Below are 20,210 nucleotides of genomic sequence, written 5' to 3'. Positions count from 1 at the left end.
CAACTACTGGCTGACTGAGCCAAGATATGAGAAACAAAAGATGATTAATAAACTCCGACTTCCCAACATCATAATAAAAGGCTTGGTATTGAGCGCGTTTTTGTTCGCGTCACAGAGCTGGGCTGAAGGCGGATTTGGCATCGATGCTACACGCATTATTTTCTTACAGGATAAAGCTGGAGCAACGGTATCGGTGCACAATACAACAACCAATATCCCTTACCTAGTGACAACTAAAATTACTCGCACCGTTGATGGCAAGGGTAAAACACCATTTTACGTCACGCCTCCTTTATTTCGTTTGGACCCTAAGGGAACCAATGTCCTGCACATCTTAGGTGATACCAGCAAGTTGCCGACTGACCGGGAGAGTGTCTTTTATTTTAATGCTGCTGCTATTCCCAGCAGTAAGCCTTCTGGGCAGCGTCTTGAAGGTGACAAGATTGCGGGTGGAGTAGTCTATGCCATCGGCAATACCATCAAACTATTTTATCGGCCAACGGGGTTGGTGGGTACGCCAGAGCTGGCATACAAAGCGCTGCGTTTTACCCATGCTCCCGGTGGCGTTCAAGTTAGTAATAATTCGCCTTATCACATCAGCTTTACCCAGATCAAAGTTGATGGGGTACCGGTGAAGTTTTCTGACAGTCATCCGCAAATGTTGGCACCTTTCAGCACCCATGTTTATCCCGCTCAGAATAGTCAGAATAAAAAGAAGGTGGAATGGGCGGTGATCAGCGATCTCGGCGGTGGAGAGAACTTCAATGGTGAAATTCAGTAAAGCCGGTATCTCAAGGGTTCAGCATCTACGCAGGTACCTGAATTACGTCGGCATGGGTGGGGTTCTGTGGCTCTCTTCTGGCCCCTTATGGGCAGCGAGTACTGCCGAGGCCACATTTAGGGCCGAAATTACGCAAGGCACGTGTGATGTCATTGTGGACAGCAATAATATCGAGCTGGGCATAGTGCAGTTTGCAGACTTGGTATTAGGAAAAGTTAACAGGGAAATTCAGATTACGCTGAGAAATTGCACGAGTGTGGTCAATAGCAACAGTATTACTCCCACGATTACCGTTACCGGAAATCATGTTGGTACGAATGATAAGAGCTTGTTTCGTGATAAAGGGGCAGATGAAAAAAACGAAGCTTCAACGGCAGTGGGCATCACTGTGCAATTGAAGAAGTTTAGTGGAACAGAATGGTCCCCAGATTTAAAGGACGATGAACCGTTTTATCTGGCTAATAAAGGCACAATCGTAAACGATAAAACGCCTACTGTGCCGGTGAGATTTTCACTGGTATGTGCTTTGGCAGGCGGGCAGACGGTAGCGGTCTGCAAAAAGGCAGGAAAAATCAAGGCTACACTGACGTTTACGTTTAATTATCGTTGATGTATCGGCATTGCAGCGTGATATCGCGTTAACAGAAGAGTGATAGGGTTAATTTGAGGTGAGCACGATGTTTGGGACAGCGACAGAACAAAAAAAAAGCAGGCTGAATGACCCGTCTACCTTCCTGCCCAAGGGTAGAAACCCGGTATTGCAGGTTGTGATGCGCTGCTTCTGCTGGAGTTCTGTAATGGTTCTGCTGTTCCTGGCAAGCAGCGTCATGGCTGATGACCCCAAGTCCAAGACCGGGCCCAAGTACCCACCGACGAGGACGAGTGGGGTAAACGTACAGCTGAATGTAGTTGTTTATCCTGATCCTTGCGACATAGAGATCGATGGTGGTGATATGAAGGGTTCGGAGCTGAATTTTGGTTCCCTGCTGGCGGCAAAGTTTAGTCATGAAGGGGATGTATCAGCCACCAAGTCATTTAAGCTGAAATTAACGAATTGTGGCGATCCGGATAGTGTGGGCTTTGTCCCCCTTCTCACTGTATCTGGAAATACCATCGACGCTGAACATGGTTCAATATTTAGTGATCCTAGTTCCGGTGATCCTGGGGCCTCTGAGGGGCTGGGGTTTATTATTTTAATCGGAGAAGAAAAGAAGGAAATAGGGCTGAATGATGATTTGGTAACAAATCATCGCAAAATCAAGGTTCCGGTTGAATTTGATGAGGGCAGTGGTGAGGCTGATGTAACGGTAGCAATTGCACGTGGAAGAGATAGTAAGGTTATTCAACCCGGCACGCTGATTGCGCACGTCACATTTACATTTTCTTATCGGTGAGGTGTGATTTATCACGGATGATAAAAATTGGGAGAGGCGAAAAGAGTTAGATGAAAACGAAAAATAGCAATCTTATAAACAGTGAATTAATGACATATCACAGCAGGGCAAAATATGTGTTGCTCTTCATGATGCTGATTGGATGGACCATCGGTTGTGTGACGACTTTTCCAGTGCAGGCGGATAAGGATACGGAGCGTACAATCATTTTCAGAGGCATGTTATTGCCTCCGACCTGTGTGTTGAGTATGAATGGGTCCAGCTTTGCCGAGTCTTATAATGAGTATTTCGCTCCGGTCTATGCCAGTGAACTCAGAAATAGCAAATATATCGCAAGAGATCCCGTGGAACTGAACTTTATGTTTAGTGACTGTGATCTAGGCGAATCAAGACCCGCTCTCTACATATGGAGTGATGTGCCTGCCATAACAGATCCGGAGCTTTTCATGGATAATTATTCTACTGCCAAAGGAGTAGGAGTTAGGATATTAGACGAAAAAACTAACAAGTTTGTACAGGTAAAGGATGAGGCTCACCCGTATAGGGTAGACCTCTCAGACAGTGTAAAAGGAAATGGTGGGAAATTGGAGGGAGCAATGAGGAGGTTCAGGGCGTATGTAGGAGGTCTGGGCGATATAAATAATCCAGTAACCTGTAAAACAGAGAGTAACGATACCAATGTATTATGCGGAGGAATAGCGAATGTGAATATACATTTTGAGTTCGTGTATCAGTAGATGGTGTTAAGCCGGGTGTATTCAAGGGATTTTATCTGATTCTCTGAGATGAAGTGGGATATATGAAAAAGATGATAGTCATGGGAATGCTGGCGATATGGGCGGTTATGGCATCGTCACCAGCACATGCGGGTCTTATGTTGAGGAAGACACGTATTATTTATCATCAGGGCGACAAGGTGCAAAGCATGTCATTGCAGAATTCAGGCGATGAGGTGTATCTAATACAAGCTGCTGTGACTCCGGGAGATAACTCAAATACCCGTTCATCGGAGTTTACCGTGTTGCCTCCGTTGTTTCGCATGGAGGGTAATAGCTTGAACGTGATGCGTGTTATACGTACCGGTGGTGATTTCCCAGCTGATCGAGAGTCTCTGTTTCGTTTTCGTATTAATGCGATTCCGGCGAAAAAAACACTAGATGAGAGCAAGGCCAATGGCAATGGGAAACCAAGAGAGATTGGTGCATCTCTGTCTATTGCGCTGGGGATGAATGTTAAACTTATCTACCGGCCAGATAAGCTGCCGATGACACCGGAGCAAGCCTATAGCCGACTGACATTTATACGAGCAGGCAATACTGTCGTAGTGACTAACCCAACACCGTATTACCAGACTTTTGCCCAATTGAAACTTGACGGCAAGGCAGTAGATCTTAACAAAGCCCCGTCAATGTTGGCCCCTTTCGGCCAGATGACTTTTTCCTTAGCAGGTAAAGTGGGAAGTAAGGTGACATGGTCGATGATCACCGATGCCGGTGGAGTGAGTAGACTACAGAGCGGTACGTTACGGGCCGACTAAGTATGTTTTTATATTTTGAAATTGGAAGAGCATGACATGGTGGAGCGTAATATTTCAATAAAACAGATCGTTATAACTGTGTCATGTGTTCTGGCAATAATATTACCGGTATTGCCACTCAGGGCGGCAGAGAGTCTGAAGGGGTTGCATCTCAATGACACTCGTGTGATTTATCCTGAATCATCCAGCAACGGAGTCTCTTCGACACTCATTAATAACAGCGACAACAATTATCTCATTCAGTCAATCGTACAAGAACTAAACCCAGAGACCGGTTTACCGCTGGGGGCTAAGGCACCATTTATCGTTATTCCGCCGATTGCGAAGGTGGGGGCAGATGAACGGCTGGTGTTGAAAATCCTTCGTATTGGTGGGGTTTTGCCGAAAGATCGAGAATCTCTGTTCTTTCTGAATCTGCATATGTTGCCTTCTGAGAAACAATTACCAGTATCTAGAGATGGCTCTGGCAAGATGAAAATGGTGACAGCTCTGGCGGTGAAATTGTTCTACCGTCCTGAAGGGATACCAAAAGAGGGGGTTGCCGGTGCGGTGAAACAGTTAAGCGCGTCAGTAAAAGAGGATGTCGTGATGCTGACTAATCCGTCACCGTTTTGGATAACGTTGCAGACTTTGCAGGTAAGTTCGTTTGCTGTACCGGGCAAGGATTTGTTTAGGATGGTGCCACCCTTTGGTCAGCAGAGCTGGTCGCTGCCGGCAGGTAAAGTGTCTCCTGGTAGTCATGTCACTGTATCGTGGCGTGCTATTGATGAGTTTGGGTTAGACACTGATGAAGAGAGTAGATCTATTGCCGTATCCGGCAGTGGTCAATAGCGATGTTGCAAGATATCGACAGAATAGATATGAGCAATGAACCTCTATATGTTAAATAAGAGATGGTAATTAAGAATGAAAGTGTTGATTCCGGCAATAAGCTGTCGTTCAAAACGGCCGTTTACTTGTTGTCGTTGTGTAAATCAAGGTATTTCTACTTCTCTTACCCTATCAAGGCACCAAATGGGGGGTTCTCTCGTTTTTTGTCGGGTGATGCTGGTATTTCTGACGGGATGGAGCGCTCATGCAACAGCGCGTGATTATTTTGATCCGGCTTTATTGGGCTTTGGTTCGAATTCCGGTCAACCGGTAGATTTATCACAGTTTGAGACCGTAGGAGGTCAGGCACCGGGAACTTACCGTGTTGATATCTACGTGAATGGTACTTTTTTTGATACGCGTGATATTACGTTCCAGCGTCATAGCGAGGATAATGCCGAGCTGACGCCGGTACTTACCCCAAATTTGTTGGAAGCGGCGGGTGTTAATATCAGCGGCATACCAGCGTTGAAAGCATTGCCGGTGGATAAGCCGATAGAGAGTCCGTTGGGTAAATTGATTCCCCAAGCGGCGGCCCGCTTGAACTTTTCCCAGATGCGGCTGAATGTGAGCGTACCCCAAATAGCGATGAAGCCTTCAACGAATGGCCTGGTTGATCCGAAGTTATGGCAGGAGGGCATTCCGGCTTTTTTACTGAACTACAGCATCAATGGCAGCCAGAATCAACGCTCACAATTTGGTAATAAACAGACTAGTCAGAGTCTGTTCGGTAACTTCAATTCTAGATTGAATCTGGGGGCCTGGCGTCTTCGTAATACGGCTACTTATTCTTATAGCAGTCAAACTTATAACCGGTATGACTCATTCAATGACGCAGTGAAAAAAACGACCGAATCCCAGCAACGTTGGAACTTTCAGCAAACCTATTTGCAGCGGGACGTGGTGGCGTTACGCAGTGATCTGACGATAGGGGATACCTCGACCGGTAGTGTGGCAGGTCAGGTATTTGATGGTTTTCCTTATCGTGGTATTGGGCTTGCCACTAGTGACCCGATGATGCCCGGCAGGCTGAGTGGTTTTGCGCCGATTATCAGTGGGATAGCTAAATCCAATGCTCAGATTACGGTGACGCAGAATGGCAGTGTGATTTATCAAACCAATGTGGCACCCGGTCCATTTCGTATCACAGACTTGGTGGGCAGCAGTGTCGGAGGCGACTTGCAGGTAACGATAACTGAGGCCGATGGTACTCACCATGGGTTCACTCAGGCTTATTCCAGTCTGCCTATGATGTTGCGGCAGGGGCAATTCAAGTACGAAGTGGCCGCCGGGCGTTATTACAGTAGTGGATATGGCAGTGGCATACGTAAGCCGGTGTTTGGTATGGCCTCGATGATTTACGGTCTGCCTGGTAACGTCACGTTATACGGTGGTGGCCTGGTGGCGCAATCGTACCAATCCGCGGCGCTGGGAACCGGGCTCTCTCTGGGCATGATGGGGGCGTTATCTGCGGATATCACGACTTCCCGGACTCGGTTACAAAATACGCCTGACATCCTGCGTGGGGAATCTTACCGCGCTAAATATTCGAAAAGTATGCTGACCACTGGCACGACGGTGGATTTAACCGCGTACCGCTATTCCACACGTAATTACCTGAGTTTTTCGGATGCGAACACTCAAGGCTACAGTGTTTGGGGAGAACTCCCTTCTTGGATGTCTGAGCGGCGACGCAGTAGTTGGCAGATGCGACTGAGCCAGTCATTGCCCGGTAACTATTCTCTGTGGCTCAGTGGTCAGCGGGATAACTACTGGGGAAGCTCTAAAACTAACACCACACTATCGATGGGATTGAATGGTTCTTTCTACCGTGTGGGCTGGGGGCTTAATTACAGCATTGATCGCATGCGCGGTAACGGTGACTGGCCTGAGAACCGGCAAATTTCGTTGAACGTAAATGTTCCACTGAGTCTGTTTGGCTCCTATGCGGCGCTGAATAATGCGTATGCTAACTATAGTTTTTCCCGTGACAGTACGGGACGCAATAATAACCAGTTGGGCATAGGCGGATCGGTGCTGGATGATAATAGTCTGTCTTGGAACGTATCGCAGAGTCAGGCGAATAAAGGGAGAGGGCGCAGCGGGTCAGTGTCAATGGGATATCTTGGTTCCTTTGGGCAAGCCAACTTGGGATACAACTACGATTCATGGGGGGGACGTGGTGTGAACTACGGGTTTAGTGGAGGACTGATTGCACATCAGCATGGTGTTACTTTGGCATCGCGTATTGGTGATGCTGCTGTATTAGTGCGGACATCGGGGGTTGCAGGTATTCGTGTGATGAATTCCAGTTCGGTGACTACTAATCGCTGGGGATATGCGGTTGTGCCTTATGCCCAGACGTACAGCCGTAATAGTATCAGTTTAGATCCGTCATCGCTGCCGGAAGGGGCTGACATGGCACAGGGTAGCAAAAACGTATTCCCGACGAGTGGCGCGGTTGTGATGGTGGATTACCCCGTGCGTATTGGGCAGCAGTTGCTGATGAATTTGACCTATAACGGTAAGCCTGTGCCGTTTGGGGCAATGGCGGGGCTTAAAGGGGATACAGACACAAATCTGGCCGCGATAGTCGGGGAGGGTGGACAAGTGTACCTGAGTGGTATGCCACCCAGCGGGGTACTGAAAGTGAAGTGGGGCAGTACACCGGACAAGCAGTGCGAGGTGGCATTTAACCTGGGGCCCCCTCCGGTAAAGGCGAAGGCAGATAAACGCTGGAATCCAATGAGGCAATTGAACGAAACCTGTCGTTAAGATGAGGCAATGTGTTGTGGTTCTGCACTGACAACCTAATGGGGAAAACCATAATTATTAGGAAGAGGGCCCGCTGAAAGGCGGATGTAATCTGGTCGGGATGGGGTGTATCAACGAATGAAAATTTCTAACAGGACAACTGGGAAGTTACTCCCGGTTGGGCAGCCGATGAAGACGAATAAGACATTTATTAACAAGATAAAACAGAATATGAGTTGGATGGTGGTTCATTGTCGCTGGTGGTCGATGCCGATATGGGTGGGAATGATATGCCTATCCGTGGGTATCTTTTCTTCTCCCACACTGTTCGCCTCGTCGAAAATAAATTGGAATGCTGATCGCGCCATTGAAGCTCTGGGGCCTGCTCGAAAGGTAAAGTGGAGTGACGGAACAATCACTTATCCGGCAACGGGTAAAGCGACCTTAAAAGATGTGTTTCCAACACTGTCTATGAAGTGGGGTAGTAGTGAAACGTTGGATCAGGTCAAGTTCCAGCTCAAAGCAGGGCACGGGGAAATTTTTAAAGTCCCGAGAGTGGTTTCAGGCCGTTACGAATGCTCAATTGAAGCCAAATTTACAAATGGTCGTCCAGGAGTAGCCATTCCCAAGGAAAACATGACGGTGGATATCGATGGTACAGGGACAAAGTATTCTAAATCACCAGTAGCGCTCGTGGCGAGAACTACTGGTAATCAGGATGATGAGAGTGTAGCAAAGGCAAAACTAAGTGACCTTTCTTTTGATGTGTCTTGTCAAGGGGTAGATTTTTCATGGGAGCGAAAGGCCGATGAAAAAGTTGAATTCGAAACCCAGAGTGTTGATGCACCTGTGGGTATTTTAATTGGTGGAAGGGATTTTATGTGGTGGTCCAGACCAATTCTTCCGACTATCAAAGACCCTGTAACAGTGATATCCCCTCCGGCGTGTATTTTTGAAAGTGAGTCTAGTGAGGATTTTGATTTCGGAGAGATTCGCCGGGAGCCGTCGGACGCGATATTCCCAAAAGAGTTACACCGGGCAACGGTAGGGATATTTGATCTATTGCTAAGTGTTGTATGCGATACACCCAATAAGGACGATACAGGCGTAGCCATTGTGAATTTTTCTACCGAGTATCTAGGTGTTGATGGTAAAAGTATAGTGATGAACACCAAGAGTGAGACTGGGGGTAAGGACTTCGATAACGCGTTGGCGATAAAAGTGTTGCCGCGAGTTCTAGGCATACAGACTAAGCTTGTAGGCGGCAACCAGATTGGTCAGCCAGTAACATTTGGTTCAGAGACTGACCCTAAAAGTGTGCTGGTTTTTACTGTAGATGATAAGTCAGCCGTGAAAAAAATTAAAAAAAATGTAGTGTATTATTCTCATCATTCTCTCAACAGGTTTTCTGTGCAGCTTTGGCAAACGAAGGCGATAGACCCCAAGCTTTCTGGTGAGTTCAAAACGTCTATGGAGGCAACTCTAGTCATGAAATAACGCTGCGCTGGCAAGGTATTTAAATATGGCATGGTGGCTTAGCCGCCATAGGTATTTCATCTCAATAAATCGCACTATTTCATTTCTCATGTGGTAACAAATTGACCCGTTAGTCACCAGTGGAGAGTAAAATGACAATCAATGTTAATGATTCAATGCTGCTTCAGATAAGCGGCAGCCAGACCGATTTGCCTGGAGGTCAGACTATTACCGGCAAACAAAGTAATCATGGGGATTTTCGGCTGCCAGCCTGTTTGTCTCATTTGAAGGATACACCGTTGTACATGGCAGTCGCGTATTGGGGATTATTGAAGGGGAGTGGATTTACCAAAAGTGAAATCAGTCAGGTGTTCCGAGTGACAGAACGCCGGGCAACAGATGTGATGAATTATATCTACAATGAGCGACGTGATGTGATCGCCTGTGAAAAAGTCTTCTTTCGTGAGAAGCAGGGAAGTCGCCGGCAGATGCTGATTGTTACGGCCGTCGTTGAACCCATGCCTCAGAAGGGTCAGGCGTCGGTAACGAAAACGGTGAAATCGACGCGCTCCCGGACATCATCACAAGCTAATCATATGCGCACTTGGTTTTTGCAGCGGGCTAGTGGTCCGTTTATCTTCTGAGTCGTATCACACATGAGGCTGTCTGGCGGGACCATGATGGGAGATGAGTTTTTATCGGTTCTGTGTGTGATGCCTTATGGGATGCTGATAAGTCGGATGGCACTGGTTGTCGGGATCATATTGTTGGCCGTCTGTGGGTTTTTATTGGGCAACAAAATTCGCTACTCGCGGTATCCCCGTATGCTGTTAGCGTATTGGTGCCGAACATGGATCTTGCCACTGTTATTTATCGCTATCGGGCTGGTATTGATGTTTGGTGTGGATGGGGAGGGTTGGTTAGACCGCATACTGAATGAGGTTGATTCAGTATTGATTGGTCTGTTCTTTGATAACCAGGATGATATGCCGCCAGCCCCATATCCGGCGACGTCATCACCGGTAGACAGCGCCGCTGGCTGTTGACCTGCTGATTTGCACGAGCTATCCGGTTTAGTTTCTGTTACGACTGACTCGCATCACATCCGGCATGATCCGAATTTTGCGCATAATATTCGCTAATTGAATACGGTCTTTAGTCGTGAGCCGGATAAAAGCACAGTAAACCCGGCCGTCTTTCTCTTCGGTATTCATACTCTGAATATTGGAATTGGCTGCATTAATGGCGGCGGTCAGATTTGCCAGCGCCCCTTGATGGTTAAACATGTCCACTTTTATTTCGGCGGTGAAATCGTTATTGATCTCTTGATCCCACTCGACGGCCATAAATTTTTCGGGTTCTTTCTGATAACCACGGATATTACGGCAAGACTCATGGTGGATAACCAACCCTTTGCCGGGACTGATATGGGCGATGATAGGGTCACCGGGGATGGGCCGGCAACATTTGGCAAACGTAATCAGCACACCGTCAGCGCCTTTGATGGGTAATTTACGAGCGCCATTGTTGTGATAGGTATTTGTGGTATTTTCTGGTGGCGCGCCTAGCAAATTACGGGCGACGACGATACTCATGGTATTGCCAAGCCCGATTTCAGCCAGCAGATCGTCTATTGTCGAGAGTTTCATTCTCGTCAATTCTTTATTGATACTTTCCGGTGGAATATCAACCAGTTTCTTCCCACTACCCAACGCGTGATTTAACAGGCGACGCCCCAGCCCAATGGAGTCTTCCCGCTTAAGATTTTTCAACAGTTGACGAATTTTAGCGCGGGCTTTTGAACTGACGACAAAGTTCAGCCAGGCGGCATTTGGGCGAGCACCCGGCGCGGTAATAATTTCAACGGTTTGGCCGCTGGTAAGAGACTGAGATAATGGATATGGCTGGCGATCAACCCGTGAGCCAACGCAGGCGTGACCAATATCGGTATGTACGGCGTAAGCAAAATCAACCGGGGTCGCGCCGGCGGGTAATTCCACAATGCGCCCTTTTGGGGTAAAAACGTAAATCTCATCAGGAAACAGATCAGATTTAACACTTTCGATAAATTCAAAAGAGCTGCCGGCACTTTGCTGTAGTTCCAGCAGACTTTGCATCCAGCGCTGAGCACGAACTTGCGCGGCGGTACCGGATTCACCTTGTTCTTTATAAGCCCAGTGTGCCGCGACGCCCATTTCAGCCATTTGATCCATATCCTCGGTGCGGATCTGGACCTCGACTGGCACCCCATGAGGGCCAATCAGGGAAGTGTGCAGGGATTGATAGCCATTGGCCTTAGGGATGGCAATGTAATCTTTGACTCTGCCCGGGCGGGGTTTATACAGGCTGTGCATCTGCCCCAAAACCCGATAGCAGATATCAACATTATTAACGATGACCCGAAAAGCATAGATATCCATAATCGAATGAAAACGTTGCTCTTTGAGGTGCATTTTCTGGTAAATAGAATAGAGATGTTTTTCCCTGCCGCTGACTTTGCATTCAATGCCGGCTTCAGTCAGCCTGCCTGCGATTTCAGACAGAATTTTCTGGATCATCTCCTTACGGTTACCCCGGGCCGCTTTTACCACTTCTTTGATAACCCGGTAGCGGTTAGGGTGAAGGGCCTCAAACCCCAGCTCTTCTAACTCTGTTTTCAGATGATGGATACCCAAACGATGGGCTAAGGGGCTGTAGATCTCTAACGTTTCCCGGGCGATACGGCGGCGCTTATCTGGACGTAACGCGCCGAGCGTGCGCATATTGTGGGTACGGTCCGCCAGTTTGATCAAAATGACGCGGATATCCTGCACCATTGCCATGACCATTTTGCGGAAATTTTCCGCTTGTGCCTCTTTTTTATCGCGGAAATTCAGCTTATCAAGTTTGGAGACCCCTTCGACTAACCCGGCAACCACCGGGCCGAAAGGCTGGGCGATATCCTGAAAGGTGGCGGGCGTGTCTTCAATAACATCATGCAACAAGGCGGCCATCAGCGTTTCATGGTCGAGACGCATCTCGGCTAAAATGCAGGCAACTGCGACAGGATGAGTAATGTAAGGTTCACCGCTGGTACGGGTTTGCCCTTCATGGGCATCCCGCGCAACAGAGTAAGCCTGCTTGAGGAGCTCAATCTGAGCCCCGGGCAGGTATTTTTGGGCAAGCTGATTCAGGCTTTCGAACAGATACAAGGCAGACCTACCGTAGATTAACGACGACTTTCCGCGATAGCGGAAACCGCCTGCATTTCTGCGGCTTCCTGCTCTTGTTGTTCCTGGCGTTCACGTACGTCCAGAATTTTACCGTTGATCAGGCCCTCTTCCACTTCACGCAGAGCGATAACCGTGACTTTATCGTTCTCTTCAGCAACCAGAGGATCTTTACCACCTGTTTGTAGTTGACGTGCTCGACGAGCGGCGACCAACACCAGGTCAAAACGGTTACCAATTTTTTCTACAGCGTCTTGAACAGTTACGCGTGCCATATGTGTGCGACTCCACAGGTAAAGAAATGACTGGGCATCATACTGAAACTTGGTTCAGTCTGCCAATAATTTGCTGATTAAAGCATCATGCCGTTGTGCCTGGCGCTCCCGATGCAGGCGTTCTGAACGGATGATGGTGTGCAGATCGGCCAATGCAGTATTGAAATCATCATTAACGATTAAATAATCATACTCGTTATAGTGAACCATTTCTGCAACGGCTTGATCCATGCGTTTTTCAATAATATCTTCACTATCCTGCCCTCGACCGCGCAGACGGCGACAAAGCTCTTCTTTTGACGGCGGCAGGATAAAAATGCTGCGGGCAGAGGGCATTTGTTTGCGGATCTGCTGCGCTCCTTGCCAATCAATATCAAGAAAAACATCAACCCCACTGGCAAGGGTGTCTTCAATCACTTTTCGGGATGTGCCGTAATAATTACCGAAAACACGGGCGTGTTCCAGAAATTCATGGTTACTGATCATCTGACGAAATACTTCTTCGGTGACAAAGAAATAGTGCTCACCCTGATTTTCACCGGGACGCATTGCACGTGTGGTATGGGAAACAGAAACCTGAGTATCATACAGAGGTTGAGTCTTTAACAAAGCCTGAATCAGGCTTGATTTACCCGCTCCGCTTGGCGCGGAGACAATATATAACGTGCCTTGGATCATGGTGGTATCTTGGTTGATTGGATAATAATTAAATAAGGCAGAATAAAATTCTTATAACAGTATACACGTACCCATTCACACATGTCGCGTTGCTGATGCATTTCCGCCGAAATTTTCTTAGGGGAAAAATTGCCAATGGATATTTTGTATCGCCAAGGGTTGACTTCTTTAGTTAAAATTTTGCTCTATGTATTATCACAACTGTTGTTGAATGAAACAAAAATGTTGTATTTGCTGTTTTATGTGTCACCATCGTTTGGTCGAAAAGGAGGCATGGGTGAAATACAGTGAGTTCCGCTGATGGCTAATTTCTCAAGGAGTTTTAATTGTTAAGAAGCACTATAATATCCGACGCATTGAGATGAAAAAGCGCGTTATTTTGAGCGTTTTTACTGTCTTAAAAGGGCAGCGCTAACCGCGGTAAGGCCCGATTACGTCTGGCGGCAGTCCATGAGCGGGCGGATCTGGCAATGCCCTTGCTGTCGAGTCGAACATAACCGCGATATCAATGCGGCGATCAACATCCAGCGCAAGGGCATAACAGCATTACAGGCGGCGGGACTTGTCGTTTCTGCCCTCGGAGGCCAGCGTAAATCCGTCATAAAGACGGTTGCGACCTGAGAAGTGGGAAGCCTCGCTGTTTTTTTACGGCGGGGAGCAGTCACCGGGTTACAATGAAAGAGTATGGCTTAATCGGCAATTAATCGTATTCACCATGTGCTTTAATATCCCCGCCTCCCCAGCCAACTCGTTTGCCATTTGTTCGCAAAGCCGTAAAGGCGCTCCCCGATGAGTCTACGCTGACAATATCCTGCAATTTAGCGATTTCGGGTGGAACAAACCCACCGGTACTTGGCTTCCCCCAGGCAACGACACTACGGTCTGCCCGCAGGGCCGCGAAAGCAGAATTTGTTGCACTCAGGCCGACGATATCGTTCAGTTGAGCAATATCGAGTGGGAGTATGCCACCATTATCTAGATCTCCCCAAGCAACGACACTACGGTTTGCCCGTAAGGCCGAGAAAGCAGAATTTGTCGAACTTAGGCTGACAATATCATTCAGCCGAGCAATTTTTGATGGGATATGCCTCCTATCACTCCTTCCCCAGGCAACAACGCTGCGGTTTGCCCGTAGGGCAGCGAAAGCATCATCATTTGTACTTAAACTGACAATATCAGTCAGCTGAGCAATATCTGATGGGACATAATGGCTATAACCCCCTCCCCAGGCAACAACGCTGCGGTTTGCCCGTAGGGCAGCAAAAGCATTATCATTTATACTTAAACTGACAATATCATTCAGCTGAGCAGTTCTTGATGGGACATAACTATGACTACTGGTCCAAGTAATAATGCTGCGGTCGGCTCGAAAGGCGACGAAACTTTTATATGCTGAACTTAAACTGACAATATCGTTCAGTTGAGTAATATCAGGTGGGAGTTCGCCACCGTAGTCCGCATCCCCCCAAGTAACGACGCTACGGTCGGCTCGCAAGGCGGCGAAAGCAGCATATGCTGAACTTAAACTGACAATATCGTTCAGTTGAGTAATATCAGGTGGGAGTTCGCCACCGTAGCCTGCATCCCCCCAAGTAACGATGCTACGGTCGGCTCGCAAGGCGGCGAAAGCAGCATATGTTGAACTTAAACTGACAATATCGTTCAGTTGAGCAATCTCAGGTGGGATTTTGCCACCGTAGCCCGCATCCCCCCAAGTAACGACGCTACGGTCGGCTCGCAAGGCGGCAAAGGCGTATTGTGTGGCACTTAAACTGACAATATCGTTCAGTTCAGCAATCTCAGGTGGGAGTTCGCCACCGTGGTCCGTATCCCCCCAGGCAACGATATGACCATTCTGTAATAATATGGCGGTTCCAGAGTTATTAGAGTCTATGACGCCATTGCTACCATAGCTGATAGCTTTGCTTCCAGATCGTTGTTTGATAAAAGTGTCTTTGGTCTCTGTGCTGAATGAGAACTCGTTATGTTGATTCATATTGCTCTCCTGATAAGGCTGTATCGGATTTATTTGTAGGAATTCTGTGCCGCAAAACCTATTTCTTCCCCGTCAAACTGGGTTTCTGCTTAAAGGATGTAAGCACCTGTATTGCGGTATTTGATTTGCTGGCGGTCAACGCAGTGTGTTAACCCGTTCATAACAGGTGAAGAGATTATGAGGATTAACTCAATTTTCAGGCCAGCATCTCTCCTGCTAAAAAACACATTTACTGATTAATCGTATTCACCATGTGCTTTGGTATCTCCTCCTCCCCAACCTGCCCTGCGGCCATCTGCTCGCAAGGCTGCAAATGCAGAGTTTGATGCGCTCAGGCTAACGATATCCTTCAACTTGGCAATTTCCGGTGGCACATAACCACCGCGACTTGGTTGTCCCCAGGCAACGACGCTGCCATCTGCCCGCAGAGCTGCGAAAGCACTACATGTTGCACTCAGGCTGACGATATCGTTCAGTTGAGCAATCTTAAGTGGTAATGTTCCACCGGTGTCGATGTTTCCCCAGGCAACCACACTGCGGTTTTCCCGTAGGACTGCAAATGAGCCTGTAAATCGCGATAATGAACCTGTTGTTGAGTGTAGGCTGACGATATCTTTTAATGCGGCAATTTCGGGGGGTGGGATTAGGCCACTGCCCATATCATCTTCCCAGGCAACGATGCTGCGGTCGGCTCGCAAGGCTGCAAAGGCATACGGTGTGGCATTTAAACTGACAATATCCTTTAATGCGGCAATTTCGGGTGGAACCACTATTCCCCCCCAGGAAACGACGCTGTGGTCTGCCCGTAGGGCGGCGGCATAATCATAATTGGTAGTTATGCTAACGATATCTTGTAATTTGGCGATTTCTGGCGGGATAATTTCCACACCCCAAGAGACAACGCTGCCGTTCGCTCGTAGGGCCACGAAAGTATTATTTGTTGAGTGTAGGCTGACAATATCCTTTAATGCGGCAATTTCGGGTGGGGTTGGCAGAAAATCCAATCCCCAGGAGACGACGCTGCCATCTGCCCGTAAGGCGGCAAAAGATTGCTCTGTTGTGCTTAGGCTGATGATATTGTGTAGCGATAATCCACACATTCTTGGCAGAGCCGTGTTTAAAAAATCCACTGCTCCCCAAGAGACTATGCTGCCGTCCGCCCGTAGGCCCGTGAAAACATCTCTTATTGGAATTGAACTCACGCTGACAATATTCTTCATCTTATCCACTGATTCTGAGGGGAGTAGGCCATTGATGAATATACCCCAGGTAGACACGCGGCCATCTGCCTGCAAGCCTGCAAATGCAGAGTGTGTTGCGCTTAGGCTGACGATACCTTGCAATTCGGCAAATTCGGCAATTGGTGGCGGGACTTCCTGTTTATAAAACTGTTTTTCCCCCCAAGTGATCACTCTGCCATTTTGCAATAACATGGCGGTTTCCAATTTAATAGAAATGTTATTTTCCGGTAACGAATCGTCTGCCAATTCAATAGAGACGATGGAGGTATTGCCACCAGAGTTACTTTCTCTGCCTGATTTTAGGTTTTGCTGGATAAAACGATCACCGGTAGCCATGTTTGATGAGAGATGGTCATTTTGGTTCATATTGGCTCTCCTAAGTAAGGTTAATATTGGGTTTGCTTTTACCTATAAGATAAAATTGGTTTATCGCGAGTTAAGCTAGATTTATATTGCCACTGGGTAACATTACCTGTTATTTGAATAAAAAGATAATAGAAAAACACGATCAGTTTATAATTTTGTGGATGTATTCCAGTAAAGAAAATATCACATAAATTGAGGTGTTATACGAATGAAAGTATTGAAAGGATAACATGAAAAAGTAAACGAATAATATGATTGAACGTGAATGATGTGACTCAGAAGAGTTAAACCCGACGTCATGATATTAAATGGTTAGTGTAAATATTAACAGTTACAGTAATTGGTTATTTACTTCTCATTTGAAGTGAGAAGTTATCGCATTTTTAATTTTTATTGGAAAATCAGTATAATAACTTGAATTGAATATTGTGATATTTCAGATTGATAAAAAACAAGGTGAATGATAACTCAGTATATTATCCGTATTCATTGGATATTCAACCGGGGATTGTTCCCCGGTTGTCTGGTTAAAGATTTTCATTGTGTTGCTATCACTTCATCCCAGATAAATGACCTTTACTCTTAGTTACTGCTGGTTATTATTTTATTCATTGGGTAAAAAGATGGCAGGATCTTTAAAATTGGGATTTAAATCAACGGGTGCAGACCAGAGCACAAGGCTATAGATCACATTTTGCATATCTTGGCTGTCTTGCATTATAATTAACGGCACCCCATTTTCCCAGTTATTTTCGAATTGAACTTGCTCTTCAGGTTTTCGCTGCCATGAAAAACCCGTTCCTTCGCAAGATACTTCGTAACACAGATCGAGTAGCTTAGACTCCATTACGTTACTGTCCCCTTTGAACCATTGGGGCTCATTATTTTCAACGATTGCATCCGTATAAAGTGTTATGGTGGCCTTTCCTGGCAGGCCATCTTTGCGGGAGGCTATTATCTCACAAGTGTACTTTCCTGTAACAACATGTGGAACAATGAAGATTCGGTTTTTCGTTTTAATCCAGAACATCATATCTTTTAACACTGCGGTATCAGGTAAACGTGTCCCTGGAAAATCGAAATGTGGATCACCTTTAGGAAAGACTAAGGTACTCGTCCCACTTTCCGGATAACGAACCAATTTATCGTTATTCTCTTTCCCATATATCTTCGGGTTTCCGAGAGCTAAAATGGCTTTTTCAGGAACCCAGTCTATGATTTGAGGATTACTCGTGATTTGAGGTCGACTAGGTTGTGTATACGTATGAACATAATATTCTTTAGAAGTTTTCATTTATTGCTGTAATCCCCTCCCGGTTAAATTATATCGACCTTTCAGAGATTCTCCTTTTTCCGATTATTATTTTCTGTATCTGGGTACCCGTGCAAGCTGTCACTACACGTTACCTCATTGGATTTTAGCTCTTACTGCCGTGGCGGCATTTCTATCGATAAGGTAAAACCTACTCTTGTGAGTTAAGCCGGATCTATATTGTCACTGAATAACATTACCTGTTATTTGCATAGAAAGATAGTAGAAAGAAGTGATTGGTTGATAATTTGGCGGATGTATTCCGGTAAAGAAAATATCACATACATTGAGATGTCATACGAATGAAAGTATTGAAAGAGTAACGCGAACGAGTAAATAAATAATAGGGTTAAGCGTGAATGAGGCAGGTCTGGAGGAATTAATATTCGAATGGTAATATTTAAATGGTTTACGTAAAAACTGACCGTTATGGAAACGGGTTATCTATTTCCAATGTACTTCGAGTGCTCAACCGGGGATTACTCCCCGGTTGTTCTATTAACGATTTTTATTTATTGCGGCTATCTGCCTTTCTCACCCCGGATATATTATCTGGGTTATCACAGGGATCTGGCTTCGCTAGGTTCGCACTTCCCGTACTGCCCGTACTAGTAGGTTTCTGGATGGCTGGGTCTTTAAACCTATTATTCGGATTGTTGTCTGGTGGTGTCCAGAAAGCAACATTATGAATCCAATTGCAGGTGTCTTGCATTTCAATTGACGGTACCCCGTTTTCCCACTTACTTTCCAATTCAAATTTCTCTTCGGGTTTACGCTCCCATGAAAATCCGGTCCCTAGGCAGTTTACTGTGTAAGTCAGGTCGTTCACGTTAGATTCCATAACGTTTTTGTCTCCCTTGAACCAGTAGATGTCTGGATTGACAACGATAGCATCCGTATAGAGGGTCACTGTGGCTTCCCCTGGAGATCTATCTTTACGTTTGGCAACCATCTTACAGGTATACTTACCTGTAACCACATGTGGCACCTTGAAGATTCTGTATTGTGCTCTAACCCAGAACATGCCGTCTTTTAGCATCATCTCTTTTCCTACCGGTTTTGGAAAATTATGATTTCTTACTGGTGGAAAGACATTCAATAAGGTACTGGTACCCTCTTCTGGGTAACGAATTGGCTTACCGTTGTTGTCTTGCCCATTTATCACCGGATTCCCGAGAGCTTTGATTGCCCAACTTGGGTTCCAATTGGGTGTAGCAGCGGCGAATACCGAGGTGGAAAAGAGCGCCCCTACAGACACGCACATCATCCATACCGGCCACTGGCGGTAATGTGCCGTTATCCGGCCAATATCCTGTTTCATTCTGTTGATGAATGTGTTACCCGCATTCATGGGATATTCAGATGGGGATAGTTCCCCAGTTGTTACGTGAGAAATTTTCATTTATTGCTGTAATCCCGTCCCGGCCAAATGACATCGGCCTTTCAGAGATTCCCCTTTTTCCGGTTATTATTTTCTGCATCGGGTACCCGTGCAGGTCGTCACTACAGGTTATCTGTCTTAATGACAGGTTTTGTTCAATTAGTCTCTGGACTCCGGCTCTTATTCACTTCCTCTTGATCGGAGGAAACCCAAGTCAAATACCACTTTGCACTGACTGTCCGCATTACTTTATGTTGCTTTCCGAGCCTTTAGGTATATTTGCCTACCATTTTCTGCTATTACTATCGCCGCTAGATTTATCAGCCATTGCTGGCTGATACACATGAGATAATTCAATATGACTATTATTTATTGAGCTGAAACCGGAATGGAAAACCATCTCGGCCAATGTAACCTTGGCTATTCGTATCCCAAAAACTCAGATGGTAGCGTGCAGAATGGCGATGCATCTTGAAATCCATAGGGTATATATTGGATTTACCTTTTACCCACAGGGGAACCTATGCCATAAGACTTATCCCTTGCGGGTTAAACTGAATTTTTACTGATATGAATAATATTAGACATTATTTAAGTAAAAATCTAATAGAAAAAAGTTATCGGCTGATAACCTTAGGTTAATGCTACACCTGATTGTTGGTAGTGGTTTTTAGATTATTTTCCACAGATAGATCACAAGAGTGGTAATAATGAGATTTAGGCAGAGGGATTTAGCGGGGATATACATCTTTATGACTATTATTACGTGAACGAGTAACTTAATTTGGTAATAACAGAGGGCAGGTAAGCTAATAAATAACTTTTCAAAATAATAGATCACTTGGAGGGAACTCAGTCCGATTTTTGCGATCTGATCAATTGCGAAAAATCCCAAACCCCAACACGGACTGAGTGATGCCTATCATAGCACCTATACCTC

Annotated in this window: 17 protein-coding genes and 1 pseudogene; 11 read left to right on the top strand and 7 right to left on the bottom strand. The window is 46.2% G+C overall.

The window, feature by feature from the left end:
* Positions 1 to 40 precede the first annotated feature (40 nt).
* From CKY02_RS10945 to CKY02_RS10900, 10 genes are all read left to right on the top strand, one after another.
* Positions 41 to 781 carry a fimbrial biogenesis chaperone gene (locus CKY02_RS10945; RefSeq protein WP_112895305.1) on the top strand — a complete coding sequence of 247 codons (741 nt, stop codon included), beginning with the start codon at positions 41 to 43 and terminating at the stop codon, positions 779 to 781.
* Complete coding sequence (locus tag CKY02_RS10940) at positions 750 to 1,391, top strand: fimbrial protein (protein ID WP_240002044.1); 642 nt, start codon at positions 750 to 752, stop codon at positions 1,389 to 1,391. The genes CKY02_RS10945 and CKY02_RS10940 overlap by 32 nt, the downstream gene beginning before the upstream one ends.
* A 67-nt stretch (positions 1,392 to 1,458) precedes the next feature.
* On the top strand, positions 1,459 to 2,175 hold the full coding sequence (locus tag CKY02_RS10935; protein WP_112895304.1) for a fimbrial protein: 717 nt from the start codon (positions 1,459 to 1,461) through the stop codon (positions 2,173 to 2,175).
* Positions 2,176 to 2,225: 50 nt separating this feature from the next.
* The gene (locus CKY02_RS10930; protein ID WP_112895303.1) at positions 2,226 to 2,912 is read left to right on the top strand and encodes a fimbrial protein; all 687 of its coding nucleotides are present in this window, start codon (positions 2,226 to 2,228) and stop codon (positions 2,910 to 2,912) included.
* Between the two features lie 62 nt (positions 2,913 to 2,974).
* Positions 2,975 to 3,712: a fimbrial biogenesis chaperone gene (locus tag CKY02_RS10925; protein ID WP_240002043.1), complete on the top strand. Its 738-nt coding sequence runs from the start codon at positions 2,975 to 2,977 to the stop codon at positions 3,710 to 3,712.
* Between the two features lie 36 nt (positions 3,713 to 3,748).
* Positions 3,749 to 4,543, top strand: coding sequence for a fimbrial biogenesis chaperone (locus CKY02_RS10920; RefSeq protein ID WP_112895302.1), 795 nt, complete (start codon positions 3,749 to 3,751; stop codon positions 4,541 to 4,543).
* Positions 4,544 to 4,618: 75 nt separating this feature from the next.
* On the top strand, positions 4,619 to 7,357 hold the full coding sequence (locus CKY02_RS10915; protein WP_240002042.1) for a fimbria/pilus outer membrane usher protein: 2,739 nt from the start codon (positions 4,619 to 4,621) through the stop codon (positions 7,355 to 7,357).
* A gap of 168 nt (positions 7,358 to 7,525) precedes the next feature.
* On the top strand, positions 7,526 to 8,833 hold the full coding sequence (locus CKY02_RS10910) for a hypothetical protein (RefSeq protein ID WP_146747425.1): 1,308 nt from the start codon (positions 7,526 to 7,528) through the stop codon (positions 8,831 to 8,833).
* Between the two features lie 131 nt (positions 8,834 to 8,964).
* On the top strand, positions 8,965 to 9,456 hold the full coding sequence (locus CKY02_RS10905; RefSeq protein ID WP_046974762.1) for a CaiF/GrlA family transcriptional regulator: 492 nt from the start codon (positions 8,965 to 8,967) through the stop codon (positions 9,454 to 9,456).
* Positions 9,457 to 9,489: 33 nt separating this feature from the next.
* Positions 9,490 to 9,858: a hypothetical protein gene (locus CKY02_RS10900; protein ID WP_112895299.1), complete on the top strand. Its 369-nt coding sequence runs from the start codon at positions 9,490 to 9,492 to the stop codon at positions 9,856 to 9,858.
* Between the two features lie 27 nt (positions 9,859 to 9,885).
* On the opposite strand, the gene spoT is transcribed toward CKY02_RS10900, so the two are convergent.
* Genes spoT through gmk form a run of 3 tightly spaced genes read right to left on the bottom strand, consistent with a single transcriptional unit; the run spans position 9,886 to position 12,974 of the window.
* Positions 9,886 to 12,003, bottom strand: a complete 2,118-nt coding sequence (spoT, locus tag CKY02_RS10895) for a bifunctional GTP diphosphokinase/guanosine-3',5'-bis pyrophosphate 3'-pyrophosphohydrolase (RefSeq protein WP_011144671.1) — start codon at positions 12,001 to 12,003, stop codon at positions 9,886 to 9,888.
* 17 nt (positions 12,004 to 12,020) lie between these two features.
* Positions 12,021 to 12,296 carry a DNA-directed RNA polymerase subunit omega gene (gene rpoZ, locus CKY02_RS10890; protein WP_011144672.1) on the bottom strand — a complete coding sequence of 92 codons (276 nt, stop codon included), beginning with the start codon at positions 12,294 to 12,296 and terminating at the stop codon, positions 12,021 to 12,023.
* A gap of 54 nt (positions 12,297 to 12,350) precedes the next feature.
* Positions 12,351 to 12,974 (bottom strand): guanylate kinase, encoded by a 624-nt coding sequence (gene gmk / locus CKY02_RS10885; RefSeq protein WP_036846173.1) that lies wholly within the window; start codon positions 12,972 to 12,974, stop codon positions 12,351 to 12,353.
* A 459-nt stretch (positions 12,975 to 13,433) separates the two neighbouring features.
* Here gmk and CKY02_RS10880 point away from each other — a divergent pair.
* Positions 13,434 to 13,595 (top strand): annotated as a pseudogene (locus tag CKY02_RS10880) (zinc ribbon domain-containing protein); the annotation flags it as partial.
* 79 nt (positions 13,596 to 13,674) lie between these two features.
* Here the strand turns inward: CKY02_RS10880 and CKY02_RS10875 are convergent.
* The 4 genes from CKY02_RS10875 to CKY02_RS10860 form a co-directional block, all read right to left on the bottom strand.
* Complete coding sequence (locus CKY02_RS10875; RefSeq protein ID WP_112895298.1) at positions 13,675 to 14,970, bottom strand: RCC1 domain-containing protein; 1,296 nt, start codon at positions 14,968 to 14,970, stop codon at positions 13,675 to 13,677.
* A 236-nt stretch (positions 14,971 to 15,206) separates the two neighbouring features.
* Entirely contained in the window at positions 15,207 to 16,577 is a 1,371-nt protein-coding gene (locus CKY02_RS10870) for an RCC1 domain-containing protein (protein WP_112895297.1), read from the bottom strand.
* Between the two features lie 604 nt (positions 16,578 to 17,181).
* Positions 17,182 to 17,871, bottom strand: a complete 690-nt coding sequence (locus CKY02_RS10865) for a hypothetical protein (protein ID WP_112895296.1) — start codon at positions 17,869 to 17,871, stop codon at positions 17,182 to 17,184.
* A gap of 526 nt (positions 17,872 to 18,397) precedes the next feature.
* The gene (locus CKY02_RS10860) at positions 18,398 to 19,291 is read right to left on the bottom strand and encodes a hypothetical protein (RefSeq protein WP_240002041.1); all 894 of its coding nucleotides are present in this window, start codon (positions 19,289 to 19,291) and stop codon (positions 18,398 to 18,400) included.
* Positions 19,292 to 20,210: the final 919 nt, after the last annotated feature.

This window comes from Photorhabdus bodei, assembly GCF_003287735.1.
Classification (GTDB): domain Bacteria; phylum Pseudomonadota; class Gammaproteobacteria; order Enterobacterales; family Enterobacteriaceae; genus Photorhabdus; species Photorhabdus kayaii.
The sequence above is the reverse complement of the archived record's forward strand: the minus strand, read 5'-3'. Positions and strand labels throughout refer to the sequence as shown.

Bases quoted from the DNA above. Each gene is read 5' to 3' on its own strand.
- CKY02_RS10945 (WP_112895305.1), top strand. From the start codon at position 41: ATGATTAATAAACTCCGACTTCCCAACATCATAATAAAAGGCTTGGTA.
- CKY02_RS10910 (WP_146747425.1), top strand. From the start codon at position 7,526: ATGAAGACGAATAAGACATTTATTAACAAGATAAAACAGAATATGAGT.
- CKY02_RS10905 (WP_046974762.1), top strand. From the start codon at position 8,965: ATGACAATCAATGTTAATGATTCAATGCTGCTTCAGATAAGCGGCAGC.
- CKY02_RS10925 (WP_240002043.1), top strand. From the start codon at position 2,975: ATGAAAAAGATGATAGTCATGGGAATGCTGGCGATATGGGCGGTTATG.
- CKY02_RS10935 (WP_112895304.1), top strand. From the start codon at position 1,459: ATGTTTGGGACAGCGACAGAACAAAAAAAAAGCAGGCTGAATGACCCG.
- CKY02_RS10900 (WP_112895299.1), top strand. From the start codon at position 9,490: ATGATGGGAGATGAGTTTTTATCGGTTCTGTGTGTGATGCCTTATGGG.
- CKY02_RS10870 (WP_112895297.1), bottom strand. From the start codon at position 16,577: ATGAACCAAAATGACCATCTCTCATCAAACATGGCTACCGGTGATCGT.
- CKY02_RS10860 (WP_240002041.1), bottom strand. From the start codon at position 19,291: ATGAAAATTTCTCACGTAACAACTGGGGAACTATCCCCATCTGAATAT.
- gmk (WP_036846173.1), bottom strand. From the start codon at position 12,974: ATGATCCAAGGCACGTTATATATTGTCTCCGCGCCAAGCGGAGCGGGT.
- CKY02_RS10865 (WP_112895296.1), bottom strand. From the start codon at position 17,871: ATGAAAACTTCTAAAGAATATTATGTTCATACGTATACACAACCTAGT.
- rpoZ (WP_011144672.1), bottom strand. From the start codon at position 12,296: ATGGCACGCGTAACTGTTCAAGACGCTGTAGAAAAAATTGGTAACCGT.
- CKY02_RS10930 (WP_112895303.1), top strand. From the start codon at position 2,226: ATGAAAACGAAAAATAGCAATCTTATAAACAGTGAATTAATGACATAT.
- CKY02_RS10920 (WP_112895302.1), top strand. From the start codon at position 3,749: ATGGTGGAGCGTAATATTTCAATAAAACAGATCGTTATAACTGTGTCA.
- CKY02_RS10915 (WP_240002042.1), top strand. From the start codon at position 4,619: ATGAAAGTGTTGATTCCGGCAATAAGCTGTCGTTCAAAACGGCCGTTT.
- CKY02_RS10875 (WP_112895298.1), bottom strand. From the start codon at position 14,970: ATGAATCAACATAACGAGTTCTCATTCAGCACAGAGACCAAAGACACT.